General features: G+C 53.9%; 16 protein-coding genes. 13 read left to right on the top strand and 3 right to left on the bottom strand.

The window, feature by feature from the left end; genetic code table 11:
* Window positions 1-115: 115 nt before the first annotated feature.
* Both GCD22_RS13535 and GCD22_RS13540 read left to right on the top strand, forming a co-directional pair.
* Window positions 116-856 carry a HugZ family pyridoxamine 5'-phosphate oxidase gene (locus GCD22_RS13535; protein WP_010642110.1) on the top strand — a complete coding sequence of 247 codons (741 nt, stop codon included), beginning with the start codon at window positions 116-118 and terminating at the stop codon, window positions 854-856.
* The gene (locus tag GCD22_RS13540) at window positions 853-1,506 is read left to right on the top strand and encodes a thiopurine S-methyltransferase (RefSeq protein ID WP_081577320.1); all 654 of its coding nucleotides are present in this window, start codon (window positions 853-855) and stop codon (window positions 1,504-1,506) included. The genes GCD22_RS13535 and GCD22_RS13540 overlap by 4 nt, the downstream gene beginning before the upstream one ends.
* Window positions 1,507-1,521: 15 nt before the next feature.
* On the opposite strand, the gene GCD22_RS13545 is transcribed toward GCD22_RS13540, so the two are convergent.
* Entirely contained in the window at window positions 1,522-2,466 is a 945-nt protein-coding gene (locus tag GCD22_RS13545; protein WP_081577319.1) for a LysR substrate-binding domain-containing protein, read from the bottom strand.
* Window positions 2,467-2,575: 109 nt separating this feature from the next.
* Between GCD22_RS13545 and GCD22_RS13550 the strand changes: the two genes are divergently transcribed.
* From GCD22_RS13550 to GCD22_RS13595, 10 genes are all read left to right on the top strand, one after another.
* On the top strand, window positions 2,576-4,120 hold the full coding sequence (locus tag GCD22_RS13550) for a DHA2 family efflux MFS transporter permease subunit (protein WP_153940833.1): 1,545 nt from the start codon (window positions 2,576-2,578) through the stop codon (window positions 4,118-4,120).
* Window positions 4,120-5,553, top strand: a complete 1,434-nt coding sequence (locus tag GCD22_RS13555; protein ID WP_153940834.1) for an efflux transporter outer membrane subunit — start codon at window positions 4,120-4,122, stop codon at window positions 5,551-5,553. The genes GCD22_RS13550 and GCD22_RS13555 overlap by 1 nt, the downstream gene beginning before the upstream one ends.
* The gene (locus tag GCD22_RS13560; RefSeq protein WP_153940835.1) at window positions 5,550-6,722 is read left to right on the top strand and encodes an HlyD family secretion protein; all 1,173 of its coding nucleotides are present in this window, start codon (window positions 5,550-5,552) and stop codon (window positions 6,720-6,722) included. Before GCD22_RS13555 ends, GCD22_RS13560 begins: the two co-directional genes overlap by 4 nt.
* A gap of 120 nt (window positions 6,723-6,842) precedes the next feature.
* Complete coding sequence (locus GCD22_RS13565; RefSeq protein WP_153940836.1) at window positions 6,843-7,304, top strand: globin domain-containing protein; 462 nt, start codon at window positions 6,843-6,845, stop codon at window positions 7,302-7,304.
* A gap of 59 nt (window positions 7,305-7,363) precedes the next feature.
* Window positions 7,364-8,344 (top strand): 2Fe-2S iron-sulfur cluster-binding protein, encoded by a 981-nt coding sequence (locus GCD22_RS13570; protein WP_153940837.1) that lies wholly within the window; start codon window positions 7,364-7,366, stop codon window positions 8,342-8,344.
* A gap of 20 nt (window positions 8,345-8,364) precedes the next feature.
* Complete coding sequence (locus GCD22_RS13575; RefSeq protein ID WP_065957850.1) at window positions 8,365-8,610, top strand: thioredoxin family protein; 246 nt, start codon at window positions 8,365-8,367, stop codon at window positions 8,608-8,610.
* A gap of 85 nt (window positions 8,611-8,695) precedes the next feature.
* Window positions 8,696-9,154 carry a hemerythrin domain-containing protein gene (locus GCD22_RS13580; RefSeq protein WP_065957845.1) on the top strand — a complete coding sequence of 153 codons (459 nt, stop codon included), beginning with the start codon at window positions 8,696-8,698 and terminating at the stop codon, window positions 9,152-9,154.
* Window positions 9,151-9,597, top strand: coding sequence for a biotin/lipoyl attachment domain-containing protein (locus tag GCD22_RS13585; RefSeq protein ID WP_065980237.1), 447 nt, complete (start codon window positions 9,151-9,153; stop codon window positions 9,595-9,597). Before GCD22_RS13580 ends, GCD22_RS13585 begins: the two co-directional genes overlap by 4 nt.
* 3 nt (window positions 9,598-9,600) lie before the next feature.
* Window positions 9,601-10,527 (top strand): DNA-3-methyladenine glycosylase family protein, encoded by a 927-nt coding sequence (locus GCD22_RS13590; protein ID WP_081576949.1) that lies wholly within the window; start codon window positions 9,601-9,603, stop codon window positions 10,525-10,527.
* On the top strand, window positions 10,524-10,907 hold the full coding sequence (locus GCD22_RS13595) for a DUF488 domain-containing protein (protein ID WP_031574149.1): 384 nt from the start codon (window positions 10,524-10,526) through the stop codon (window positions 10,905-10,907). Before GCD22_RS13590 ends, GCD22_RS13595 begins: the two co-directional genes overlap by 4 nt.
* Before the next feature lie 34 nt (window positions 10,908-10,941).
* Here the strand turns inward: GCD22_RS13595 and GCD22_RS13600 are convergent, their stop codons facing one another.
* Window positions 10,942-11,637, bottom strand: a complete 696-nt coding sequence (locus tag GCD22_RS13600; protein WP_010642128.1) for a Crp/Fnr family transcriptional regulator — start codon at window positions 11,635-11,637, stop codon at window positions 10,942-10,944.
* Between the two features lie 279 nt (window positions 11,638-11,916).
* On the opposite strand from GCD22_RS13600, the gene GCD22_RS13605 reads away from it, so the two are divergent.
* Complete coding sequence (locus GCD22_RS13605; protein WP_081576948.1) at window positions 11,917-12,981, top strand: DMT family transporter; 1,065 nt, start codon at window positions 11,917-11,919, stop codon at window positions 12,979-12,981.
* A gap of 28 nt (window positions 12,982-13,009) precedes the next feature.
* Here the strand turns inward: GCD22_RS13605 and GCD22_RS13610 are convergent, their stop codons facing one another.
* The gene (locus GCD22_RS13610; protein ID WP_081576947.1) at window positions 13,010-13,537 is read right to left on the bottom strand and encodes a carboxymuconolactone decarboxylase family protein; all 528 of its coding nucleotides are present in this window, start codon (window positions 13,535-13,537) and stop codon (window positions 13,010-13,012) included.
* Window positions 13,538-13,643: the final 106 nt, after the last annotated feature.

The following is a 13,643-nucleotide window of genomic DNA, read 5'->3' on the forward strand; positions in this document are numbered from 1 at the left end:
TTGGGTGAAGATAATGTGAATGAAGGCATTCGCCAAGTGGCAAATCATCGACAGATAAATAATCACTCTTTAGACTGCAGAGGTTGGGCTGAATGCCCCCAGTCTGGATAATCTCATGACACCTATTGACCAGGGAGTTGCCATTGGCGCAGAAGCCAGGCGATTCGTACGCAGCTACCATAATGGATCGCTCTGCACACTCTCCAAAAAACTGGAAGGCTATCCTTTTGCCTCGGTCAGTCCTTTTGTGCTCGACGCCGCAGGTAATCCAGTCATTCTCATCTCCAATCTGGCCGAACACACCAAAAATATTGATGCCGATCCCCGGGTGAGCCTGCTGGTTTATCCCTGTGCAGACGATGCGCAAGCCGTGGGCCGGGTGACTTTAACAGGGCGCGCTGCCCGCTTGCCCGACAAAAATGGTTTTGGAGAACGCTATCTGCGTTACTTACCCCAGGCACAGGATTACTTCGCTGCCCATGATTTTTATTTCTATCGGATTCAGGTCGAAAACATTCGCTATATTGGCGGTTTCGGCAAAATCCACTGGGTGCGACCTGAACATTATGCACCCCCACCCACAGCGGCTCTGCTAGAAGCTGAAGCAGGGATTCTTGCCCATATGAATGCTGACCATCGCGACAATATGCGCGATTATTGTCGTCATCTGTGCGCTTGCGACGCTGTTGATGTAGAAATGGTGGGCATTGACTACGATGGTTTTGATTTACGTGCCGATGGCAAGCTACTGCGCCTTGATTTTCCTGAGCCCATTACCGGCCCGCAGGAAGCGCGGACAGCACTGGTCGCCATGGCCCGGCAGTGCCGGGAAGCGCAAGGACAGGAAACCATATGAATCAGGCGTATTGGCGACAACGCTGGCAGGAACATCGCATCGGCTTCCACCGTCCGGATGTTCACCCACGACTTCCCGCCTTTTGGGATCGTCTGCAAGTCGCTCAAGGGGGTACAGTTTTCGTCCCGCTGTGTGGCAAGAGCCTGGACCTGCTGTGGCTGGTCGAGCAAGGCTATCGGGTGCGCGGCGTCGAACTCAGCCCTATTGCTGTCCAGGAGTTTTTTCAGGAACACCATCTGCATCCGCAAGTGGACAGCGTGGGTGCCTTTCAACGCTGGCAGGCGGGTCCTGTCGAAATCTTTTGCGGAGACTTTTTCGACCTCACCGGTGCAGAATTGAAGGATATTACCGCCGTGTATGATCGGGCCGCACTCATCGCCCTTCCCCCGGAATTGCGCCGCGCCTACACCGAAAAATTACGGGATATTCTTCCCCATCGGCCACCGATCCTGCTCATCACCCTCGATTATCCCCAGGAAACCCGGCAAGGCCCACCCTTTGCCGTGCCCGAGGCCGAAGTCTGCGCACTCTACCAGCCCTCTTGGGCCGTACAGCACCTGTCTTCCATCGACTTGCGGGAGGAAGGATCCACGGATACCAATCGCTTTGAGGAGCTGGTATTCGCGCTCCGTCGTGGTGTCGATTCGTAATCTACCGGTGACCAGTTATGAGTGAATTTCAGCGTCTGGATTGATCACATATCGGCCTATCAACGGAAGTCCTACCGTAGCGGTTTCCAGAAACTCCAAAAAGGCGCGTATGGTGTGAGACTGATAAGCGGGTTGTGGTCTGGCCATGTATAAAGTCCACTGGATACCATGCGGTGCAGGTAGACGCCGCGCCTGTACGCGCCAGTCTTTTCGGCAGAGCAAGGCGGCGGCTGTCACAAAGCCGATGCCCAACCCGGCATCCACAGCGGCGCCGACCGCCTCAACACCTGTCACTTCAATAGACTGTCTGGGACTCAACCCGGCATCCCGAAAAACTTTTTCGACGGAGCGGCGGATTCCCGAACCCGATTCGCGCCAGATCAGAGGGTAGGCCATCAGATCTTCCAGATTCAGAACATCGCGTTGCAGCAAAGCGTGTCCTTCTGGAAATATCGTCATGATTTCATCATCCAGCCAGGGTGTTACGGCGTAATAGGAAGGCAAGCCTTCCAGATCCAGACCACCTTCCAGAAAGAATAAATCCCAGTCAGACAAAGCAATGCTTTCCCAGTCAATAACCCCTCCGCGCAACTGAATTTCTACATCAGGAAATTGCTGCTGAAAAGCAACCAGGCGTTCCGGTAAAAAATAGTTGGCTACGGTATTAGTCGCCGCAATGCGTAAAACCCCACTTTGCAGGCGTTGGCGACGTAAGATTATATCCTCGAATTCGTCGATGACTTCACGCATACGTTGGGCGGTGGTCAGGAGCGCCTCACCGGCGGGGGTCAGTTGAATGCCGCGACCATGACGCATCGTCAAAGGTTCTCCGACCATCTGGCTCAATTTCTGCAGTCTTTCCGTGACGGCCGGCTGGCTGCGATGGAGTACTCGCGCTGCTGCACTGATCCCGCCACTTTTGGCCACGGTCAGAAAGGTTAATAAAAGTTCTGTGTCCATATATCGCTATGTCCGATAGATTATATATATATTACCAATTTGACCTATGTATTCATGCCCCGCATGATCGGCGCGTTTAGTTCATCAGCATAGAAGCGGTTTCCTATTCATGGCTTTTTCACACGATGCTCCGGCAGTTTCTCCACTCAGCACCGGCATGGTATTGCTGCTGAACCTGGTGATCGGGCTCGGACATTTTCTGGTGCTGTTCAACACTGGCGCCTATCTGCCCATGATACCCCATGTTGCCGGCAGTTTGGGCGTCAACCCGGATTTTGCGGATTGGACCCAGGCAGATTTTTTTCTAGCCATGGCCCTGGCCTTTCCGACTTCTCCCTGGTTTTTGCAGCGTTGGGGAGAAATGCGGGTTTTGGCAGGTGCCTTTATGGCGTTCGCCCTGGCTTCGGCCATCTGCGCGCAAACCGGCCATTATGATGCATTTCTGAGTGCCCGTATTGTTCAGGGATTTTCGGGTGGATTAACCATCCCGGTCTCCTTGCAGATTATCCTGCGCCATTATCAGGCACATCGCCGTAATATTGGCCTGGGTCTGTGGGGGGTCGCTGCCCTCACCCCGTTTACCCTGGGTCCGGTTATAGGCGGTTGGATCACCGACAGTATCGGTTGGCGCTGGCTGTTTTTCCTGAATATACCCATTGCCATCAGCGTGGCTATCATCATTGTGATTTTGTTATTTGGTCGGGAAATGGAACATCGCCATCCCCCTCTGGACTGGCCGGGTCTGCTAATGCTGCTGATTGCCCTGGCCACTTTGGAGTCAGCCCTTAATGCCGGGGAAATCATCAGTTGGTGGCGATCACTACCCATTATTTTTCTCGGCAGCATCAGCCTGATCACTCTGATTTTTTTTGGGATTTGGGAATGGTATAGCACGCATCCCTTACTTGAACTCACGCTCCTGAAACGACGTAACTTCATGATCGGGGGTATTGTGCTGTTTTTTACGGCCCTGTTTTTCCAAGGCAGCATCGCCATTTATATTGTGGGATTTCAGTTGGTCATGGGCTACAGCGCCTGGCTGGTCGGCCTGTTGATATTACCCATGGCGATTTTTTCGAAAATCAGTTTTTTCTTGACCCAGCGCCTGCTCAATCATCTGGATGCACGTATCCTGGCTATTTTCTCCTTATTGGGGTTTGCGGCCGCCAGTTTTTGGGTTGCCTCCTACAACCATCCGGCCTCTTTCAGCGAATTACTGTGGCCACAAGCTTTTGTAGGAATATTTCTGGGCAGTTTATTTCCATCCATCATCGCCATTGCCTTGTCCGGATTATCCGGCCCTGCCGAAATACGTGGTACCGCCTTTTTGAATGTATTGCGGCTCTGTGGACAAGCTATGGGCATCCCCCTTATTGCCACACTTTTCGACCGGAGAATGATTCTGCATGCGCATTTTCTTGCCGAAGTTCACAACAGCACTAGGGTTTATGCGCCCAAACCAACAGTAAGCAATATCCGCACTGCTCACTACATTGCGCATCAGGCAGCCATGCTCGCCTTCAACGAAATATTTTATATAGCTGCATGGGGATTCCTGCTCGGCGCGGGTCTCATGCTGTTCAGCAAACAGGTGGTTTACGCAGAACCTGATATTCGGGTACGCCGCGCCATAGAAGAACTGGTGGATCTCTGATGAAAAAATCCATTGTTCTACTGCTAACATTGTTACTGCTTGCGGCTTGTGCGCGCCTGCCGGAGCATCTTCCCGGTGCGCATCTCGCCCATAGCCCTCAAATTCAACAGACCCTGGCACGGGCCGATCATCACTATGGAATCACGGCGGGTCCATGGCCTGCACAGCAGTGGTGGAAAGCGGCGCAACTGCCTGCTCTTGACCATCTGATTCAGGTTGCCCTTCGCCAAAACCCATCGCTGCAGCTTGCCAGCACCCGTATTCTGGCCGCCAAAGCCATGACTGCAGAGCAGCAGGCCGCCCTCCTCCCGCAGTTTTCGGCGGGAGCCGCCCTTACTCAGGAGTATTTTTCACAGAATGGTTTGCACCTTCAGGCCAATGGCAAAAGCTTCACCTATACCGCAATCAACCCGCTGGAACTCCGTTATCATCTGGACTTGTGGGGACGCGACAGCGATCAGGTTCGTGCAGCTTTGGGGCAAGTACGCGTTCATCAGGCGGATTATGCCGAGGCAAAATTACAGTTGGAGAAACAACTGGCTTGGCATTATTTTCTGCTGGCGGGTGAAACACGGCAACTGCATCTGGCGGAGCGTCTGGAAAACCTGCAAAAATCCTTGTTGCAACTGGAAAAACAACGTTGGCAGGATGGTCTGAACAATGCCCGGCCGGTGTATGCGCAGACAGAAACTTATGGCAGTGCGCGGCAGTCAGTCGCCCAACTGCGGGCCGCCATTGCGCAACAGCGCTATGTGCTGGCCGCCTTGGCCGGGCATGGACCCGATTGGGGACGGAGTATTGGCGTAGAACCGTTACCGGATTTCTCCACCATAAATATCCCCCGTCAATTACCTCTGCGTCTGATCAGCCACCGTCCTGATATGGTCGCTGCACGCTGGGAAATCGAAGTCGCTGCGCAACAGGTCGGGGCCGCCCGCGCGGCTTTTTATCCCGATGTCAATATTGCCCTGTTTGCCGGTTGGAACAGTATTGATCTGGGTGATTTATTCAGTCCCGGAAATCTGGCCCATGCCATTGGTCCGGTGGTATCCCTGCCCATTTTTGAAGGCGGAAAGCTCCGTGCCCGTCTCAAAGCGCAAAATGCCTTGTATCTGGCCGCACAAGATCATTATCGCCATACCATTCTCAGCGCGGTGCGTGAAATTGCCGGGCATTTGGCCAGCTGGCAAAAATATCGTCAGCAACTACAGGAACAGACACGGATGAGCAAGGCCGCCAGCCAGGATAGCGCACTGACTACAGCCGCTTTTCATTCGGGTACCACCAATAAGATAAGTGTTTATCGCAGCCGGATTCGGGAAATCAATCTGCAAAACCAGCAGATCACCTTGCAAATACATAACGCACAATCCTGGGTGCTGCTCAATGTTGCCCTGGGGGGCGGATATACGGTGGAGAAAAAACCAGCATGAGTACAACAGCATCCTCCTCAGCCCCTGACTACAGCTCGCGGGAAAAACAGCGGCGCAGACTGTTGCTGCTGCTTGCCGTTATTGTGCTTATTGCTGCTGGATTGGGAGTCCTCTGGTGGTTGTTGCGGGGCCAGTACTGGATTGAAACCAATGATGCTTACGTCACCGGCAACATCACCCCGGTGGATAGTTTGTCGGCAGGCACCGTCAAGCAGGTGCGGGTGGAGAATACGGAATATGTTCATGCCGGTCAGATTCTGGCAGCCCTCCAGGGTTCGCAGACCCGACTGGCCATGGAACAGGCCGGTGCCCATCTGGCGGCAACAGTCAGACAGGTCCGCCAGGATTTCGCCCGGGTCCAGGCGTTGCAACAGAGCGTTCAGGCCCAACTGGCTGAACGGCAAAAACTGGAAATGGATTTGAACCGCTACCAACAGTCGCTGCCCAGCGGGGCGGTTTCCAGGATTCGCATTGAAAATACGCAAAATGAAATCACTTCCGCAGCAGCACAAGTCGCAGAGGCCCAAGCCAAGTTGCGAGGGGCACGAGCCATTGTCGCGGGCACCACGGTATCTGATAATCCGCTGGTTCAGCAGGCTGCCACGGCTTTTGAAAAAGCCGACATCAACTGGCAACGGCGACTCATCCGTGCCCCCATATCGGGTTATATCGCGCAACGCTCTGCCTACCCCGGTTTAAAAGTGGCTGCAGGCCAGCACCTGTTTTCGGTGGTGCCGCTCAATGACTTATGGGTGGTGGCCAATATCAAGGAAACGGCCATGCGCCATGTCCGTCCCGGACAGGCCGTTCAGTTGACCAGCTATTACTACGGCCATCAGGTACGCTATCACGGCACCGTTCTGGGTTTGCTTCCCGGTGCCGGCAGTGCATTCAGCATTCTGCCCCCCGAGAATGCTACCGGAAATTACATTCATATTGTGGAACGCGTGCCGGTACGTATTGCCATACCTGCCAGGGAACTCGCGGAACACCCCTTGCGTCCGGGGCTTTCCATGATTGCACAACTGCACTGGAAATCCGGGCAAAAACATTCGGTACTCCAGCCCCTGACCACCACCCCGACCCAAGGTTATGCAACCACGGTATACCGCACTGAACTGCTGCAGGCTCAACAGCGGGCGGAGGTCATCATTCACCAGAATAGCTAAATCGGGAATTCGTAAACTTGACCGAAATCAAGGAAATTCCATTAACCAATCCTTATTCTCTAAAACGCTGGCTGTGTTACGCAGCCTATCCACCAAATACACATATAGGAGTCATCCGTAATGAGCATCAATATTCAACTGATCCAGTCCAGTGGTGCAGCTGTGAAAGACCTGGGTGTTCCGGTTGCCGAGCACTTTTATAATTATATGTTTACGCATTTTCCGGAAGTCCGGAAAATGTTTCCGGGAGACATGACCGAACAACGTATTCGGCTTTTTAATTCGGTCATTCTGATTGCGACCACTATCGACAATCTGGAAGTGTTGGTCCCCTATCTGAAAGAACTGGGCATTTCACACATCAAATATGATACGCGTCCGGAACATTATCCCATCGTCGGTAAAAGCCTGCTCAATACCCTGAAACATTTTCTGGGCGCTGCATGGACTCAGGAAATGGCAGAATCCTGGATTGAGGCCTACAACCTCGCGTCCACGGTTTGTATTGAGGCAGCCTATGAGGCGATGGCTCCTTCCCGTTTTGTCCCGGTCACCATCGACGACGTTCCGCCTGCTGTGTGATTCAGACATACCGGTGGCGCAGGGATATTTCCGCTGCGCCACGCTGATGAGGTGACTGCATGGAATACGAAATTTGTCTGGAGCCCTCCGGTGTCCGCTTCAAGGCGGATGAAAGCCAGAATATTGTCGAAGCAGCAAAAGCCCATCATGTGGCCATTAAACATGGATGCGCCAGCGGTTCTTGCGGAGATTGCAAGGGCACCATCCTGTCCGGAGAAAGTGAGCAGGGACCCTTCATGCCCCTGCTTTTATTGCCCACAGAGCGCGCTGCGGGCATGGCCATTTTGTGCAAGCTTTATCCGCGCAGCAATCTGCGGCTGCAAGCTGAAGTGATTTCCGGGGACGTCTGGAATACTGAAATTGTGGGGTTGAGCAAACTGGCCTGGAATGTGCTGGAACTGCGGTTACGGCCGGAAAAACCCTATCCATACCGAAGCGGGCAATATGCACGGATGGCCGTGCCGGGACAGGAAAATCAATGGCGTTCTTACTCCATGGCCACCCCTCCACAGGACCGGGACGAGTTGGTTTTTCATATCCGCGAACTTCCGGGTGGTCTGTTCAGTCGCTGGCTTTTCTACCAGGCTCAATGCGGCGACGCAATCACGCTCGGACCGCCACAAGGAGACTTCGCTCTCCAGGATAATACGCGGCCCCTGCTTTGTATTGCCGCAGGAACAGGATTGGCACCCATTGAAGCCATCATTCAGGAAAGTATGCACACAGGGCAAACCCGCCCGATTCATCTTTTTTACGGCGCCAAAAAACAGCGGGATTTTTATCATCTGGAAACCCTGCAGCAATGGGCCGGACAGTATGCCCATTTCACTTTTACACCCACCATTTCCGATGGCGAAGATACGCAGTGGAAAGGTGCCCGCCGTCTTCTGCCCACGGTGGCAGCCAACGGCCACTGGCAGGATCATGAAGTGTATTTGTGTGGCGGACCCGGCATGATAGAAGCGGCCATTGATCTCCTGCGTTCTCATGACGTGCCTCATGCGCACATACATTTTGATTCTTTTGCACCCAACGGTTAGCGCGATTGGAGGAGATGAAGATGAAAGTACAAATTCTGGTCTCGAAATGGTGCCCGGTTTGCCCGCAGGCTGAAGCAGTATGGAAACAAGCTGCGGAAAAGGTGCCGATGGAACTGCAGGTACTGGATGTGGCGGATCGCGAAGGGCGCGAAATCGTCAGCAATCTGCGCATTAAAACGGTCCCGGCCATTGTCGTGGACGGTGCCCTGAAGACAGTGGGCGCACAGCCTCTGGGCGAAGTGCTGAAAATGCTCGGCGTCCAATGAATACAACTTCCTGAATGCGCCTGAACAAAGCTTCGGCCACGTTCATGTCCCGTAGAAACACACCACAACCTTTTTGGAGAATGTCATGACACCCATAGATCAGATCATGCAACAGGACCATGAACGCCTGGATCAACTTTTGGAGCAAAGTGCCCAGGCTGTCCGCCAAGGCGCATGGCAGGAAGCTGCGCAGTTACTGGAAGCCTTCCGCCATGGGATTGTCGATGGTCATATGGTTGTGGAAGAAAACACCTTATTCCCTGCCTTTGAGCTGCAGGAAGGTAGCGAAGATCATCCTCTGACTGCGCTACTCCGCAAGGGGCATCAGGATCTGCGGGTGTTTTTTGAAGAAATGGCGGAGGCCATTGCAGACCAAGACGCCGAGACCTTTGACGATCTGCTGAGTACCGTCCAAACCATTCTCAAACAACACGATGCCAAGGAGGAAACTGAACTTTATCCCTATCTGGCTGCCGCATTGGCGGATCAGGGTGAAGCTGCGGGAAAGCGTATTCTCGACTTTGAGGCGGAGGCCAGATCATGAGCGAACATAATGGTTGTGAACTACCTGAAGACCTGTTTTATGATCTCGATTATGTCTGGGTGCGTCCGGAAGAGGACGGTACGCTGACGATTGGCGTCACAGACCCTGCACAGACCATGTCGGGCCGCCTGCAAAAAGCCCGTATTAAAAAAGTCGGAACACATCTGGAGGCCGGACGGCATGTGGCTACGCTGGAAAGTGGCAAATGGGCGGGCGGCGTACCCGTGCCCTTTGCCGGTGAAGTCATTGCCCGCAACGAGCAATTGTTGGAAGACCCGCACCTAATCAATATTGATCCTTACAAGGACGCCTGGATTGCCCGCGTCAAACCGGATGATCCCCAACATGCCCTGGACAACGTCAAAACCGGTAGTGAAGCTATTGAAGCACTGGAGGCCTGGATCAAACGCTATGGAGTGCAGTGTATGCGCTGTTCGGAATGATCCATGAATCAGGCCGCAAGCCGTTTTACGCTCAGCCCGCCCGCGCCCTTTCGCCTGGACCTGACCGTCTGGGCACTCCGTCGTCAGGCTCATAATCAGATAGATAGCTGGGATGGCGAAATCTACCGGCGGGCCTGGCAATATTCAGGAAACAGGCTGGAGGTCCGGCTTTGGCAAACTCAGGCTGGCAGGACGCCACTGCTGGAAGGAGAAGTCCAGGGGAACTGCGTTGATGCATCAAGCGTTGCCTGGGTCAGCAGGCAACTTTCGTGGATGCTGAGTCTGGACCAGGATCTTCGCCCCTTCTACGCGATGGCCGCCAGCGACTTGCGGCTGGCAGCTCTGGCGGATCGCTTTCAAGGATTCAGGCCGCCGCGTTTTTCCTCTCTTTTCGAAGCGCTGAGTAATGCCATTGCCTGCCAGCAATTAAGTCTGCACGTCGGCATTCTCCTGCTCAATCGCATGGCGAGGCTGTGCAGTAACGCTCCCGAAGCAACGAACTCGTTTGTGCCTTTCCCGAACCCTGCCACCTTACTGCAGCTGGAAGCAGCCAGCCTGCGCAGCCTGGGGTTCAGCATCCAGAAGGCCAAGTTTTTGCATGGAATTGCAGAAACCGCTGCAGCAGGTCAGTTGGCGCGTGAAAACTGGCAAGGCCTGAGCAATTCTGAAGCCGCACAGCGCCTGCATCAGTTGCGCGGTATCGGCCGTTGGTCTACAGAATATGTGTTACTGCGCGGGCTGGGGCGTCTGGACGTGTTTCCCGGTGATGATGTAGGTGCCCGCAAGGCCTTGTATCAGTGGCTGGAAGAAAAGTCTGCTCCGGACTATACGCAGGTAGCCAAAAGGTTGCAGCCTTGGCAACCCTATGCTGGCATGCTGTATTTTCTTCTGCTCTTAAACCGCCTGGAGAAGGAGGGACATATACCATGACATCCCATTCGCCGTTGCGACTGCATCCCCCTGAGATCATTACCTGGCGCGTCTATGAGCGCCCTCTGCCAGCAGGCTACCACGTGCTCGCTGAACGCCTCTGGCCGCGCGGGGTGCGCAAGGAGGATCTTCCCCTGGACGACTGGCCCAAGGAACTCACACCCAGCACCGCCTTGCGTCAATGGTTTGGGCATGTAGAGGATCGCTGGACCGAGTTTCGTGAGCGTTATCTGAAAGAACTTGCCGAACACCAGGAAGAAGCCTGTCGTTTACTGGATAATGCGGAAGGTCGGCCGGTCATTCTGCTGTATGCCGCCCACGATAAAATCCATAATGGTGCTGTGGTACTTCGGGAGTTTTTGCTATCACAGTCCTGCTGATCCTGACACCATCACGATCGGCCTACTTCAAACGTTATGACGAATGACCGGCGGCCCAACACTGCAGGGCACGTGGATCGGGAATATCCAGCACGCGGCGATTGACTGTAATCAGCCCGGCTTTGCGCATACGCAATAGCAAGCGGGACAGGGTTTCCGGGGTCAAGCCCAGACGGGCAGCTACTGCTGATTTTTTGGCGGGAAGCTCCACAACAGCTGCAGCATCCAGAACCGGACACAAATCCAGCAGATAACTTACCAGACGTTGTTCTGCCGACTCGACACTGAGCTGGCGGAGCTCCTTGACCAGAAAATGTAAGCGCATACTCAGTCGTGCCAGCATCTGCCGCATCAACTGGGGCCTTTGCTCCAGAATTTCCAGAAATAAGGCGAGGGGTATTTCCAGAACCGTTGTGGAACCTTCCGCAGCAGCCGTTACTGGATAACATCCCCCCAGAAAAGCAACGGCTTCGGCAAATAGATCGTTTTCCCGAATAATTTCAACAATTTTTTCCTGACCAGTGGCGGCAGCAGCAATCAGATGAATACGACCGGAGAGGACCAGATAAAAAGCATTTGCGGTCGCCTTTTCGACAAACAGAATATCGCCTGATCCCAAATGGACTGTTTTGCTGTGCTTCAGCAAGGAATCCAGCAACGCTTCTGGCCAGGCCGAAAAAAGCGACGTTTCGCGCAGGAGTGAGGGTACATTATCCGTGATGGCTTCCATCAAAATAGGCACTCACTGGAGAAAAAGGCAGGATAGCCATCGCCCGTCAGCACCGCAAGCACAAAACCATCCTGGCAAGCAGGATTCACTCTGATCGGGCCAGAAGCTGACCCATGAATTGATTTATAAAATTGCAGTCTGGATAATGAAATCCTCGCGAGACGACAATGGATCGGCAGGTAGACGTAATCGGATACTATCGGCACAAGCCGCGACGCGCCATATGGACGTATAATTCCTGTTCCACTCGTACTGAGCCAGGATGCTGAGCATAATTCCATGAATATGATCCAGAAGCTGATTCGTCCCGGAATTCCGGCAGCGATTTTCTCCGCCCTGCTTTTTGGTGCCAGCACCCCTCTGGCCAAAATTCTCCTAGCGTCGGTCAGCCCCTGGATGCTCGCGGCCCTGCTTTATCTGGGTTCCGGTCTGGGGCTCAGCGTGTATCGACTGCTGCGCCGCAGTCCGCGCGTCCATTTATCGCGTACAGACACCTTCTGGTTTGGTGCCTCCGTACTGGCAGGAGGCATCATCGCACCAGTGCTGTTCATGTTCGGACTGCGGGGTGCGGCAGCATCCGATGCCTCCTTGCTGCTCAATGCCGAATCCGTATTCACCACGCTGCTGGCCTGGTGGGTGTTCAAGGAAAACTTTGATCGTCGGATTGCCTGGGGCATGTTCGCCATTGTGCTCGGCATGGTGCTGCTCAGCTGGCCCGGTGCCGGAATACTGCAATTTCATATCCAACAGTTGTGGCCAGCAGCGGCCATCATTGCCGCCTGCTTTGCCTGGGGCGTAGACAATAATCTGACCCGGAAAGTCTCCCTGACGGATTCCAGCTGGATTGCCGCAAACAAGGGATGGGTCGCGGGTAGCGTCAATCTACTACTCGCCTTATGGCTGGGCAGCACAATACCGGCTCTACCCGATGCCATTGCTGCCATGATTCTGGGATTTTTTGCTTACGGGGTAAGCCTCGCCTTGTTTGTGGTTGGCTTACGCCATCTGGGCAGTGCCCGCACGGGGGCCTATTTTTCAAGCGCTCCCTTCTTTGGGGCCATTCTCAGCGTCATCATCCTGGGCACTCCGGTCACCCCGCTACTACTGATCACGGCAGCACTGATGGCCTGGGGCATCTGGATGCATCTGGATGAACGCCACGATCATGTCCATTCCCATGAGGCCATGGATCATGCCCACATGCATATCCATGACGTCCATCACCAACACGCCCATGCCTTTCCGGTTGCTCCAGGAACCCGCCATGCGCATCCGCATCATCACGAGCCCCTCACTCACAGCCACCCTCACGTGCCGGACATGCATCATTTACACAAGCACTAAATCGCGCCAGCCATAGATTTTCAGGAGGCTACAAAGGCGCCACCCGAAACGTTTCAAAGAGAATATCTACGGCAGTATGCTGGGCACCGTGGGCAACAGCGTCAAAAATGTCCTGATCCGTCCAGCCTTCCTGGCGCAGTTGGTCAACCTCAGCATTTTTGACAGCATGAGGATTTCTCACCGCACGGACCACATAATCCAGCAACAGATTTTCGCGCTCGGCCAAGGGACCATTACGGGGATTTTCGAGGGCTTTCTGGATAGCCTCGGGCGAGATTCCGGCATTGACCAGCAGCGACTGATTGAAACCAATACAAAACTGGCAGTGTCCATCTTCTGAAAGGATATAACGCAGCAATGCCAGAAAGTTAGCCGAAAGGCGTGGATGCTGTCCGAAATACCCCAATAACTGCATTTGAATGGCCAGCAATTTGGGGCTGACACCAAATAATTGCAGGCCTTCCGGGACGCCTCCGAAAGATTTCTCAATGGCTGCATAGAGTTCTGCCAGCTCGCCGGTGGCTTCCGAAGGCGGGGTAAGGGTAAGTGTGGTCATGACCATTCTCCTCTGTTAGATAATGAAAACATAAGGTACCAACTGTCCGGTATGTTGTCAAAAGCAACAAAGAACCAAGACATACCTGAGGGACTAACATATTGTT

The organism is Acidithiobacillus thiooxidans ATCC 19377 (assembly GCF_009662475.1).
GTDB classification, from domain to species: Bacteria; Pseudomonadota; Gammaproteobacteria; order Acidithiobacillales; family Acidithiobacillaceae; genus Acidithiobacillus; species Acidithiobacillus thiooxidans.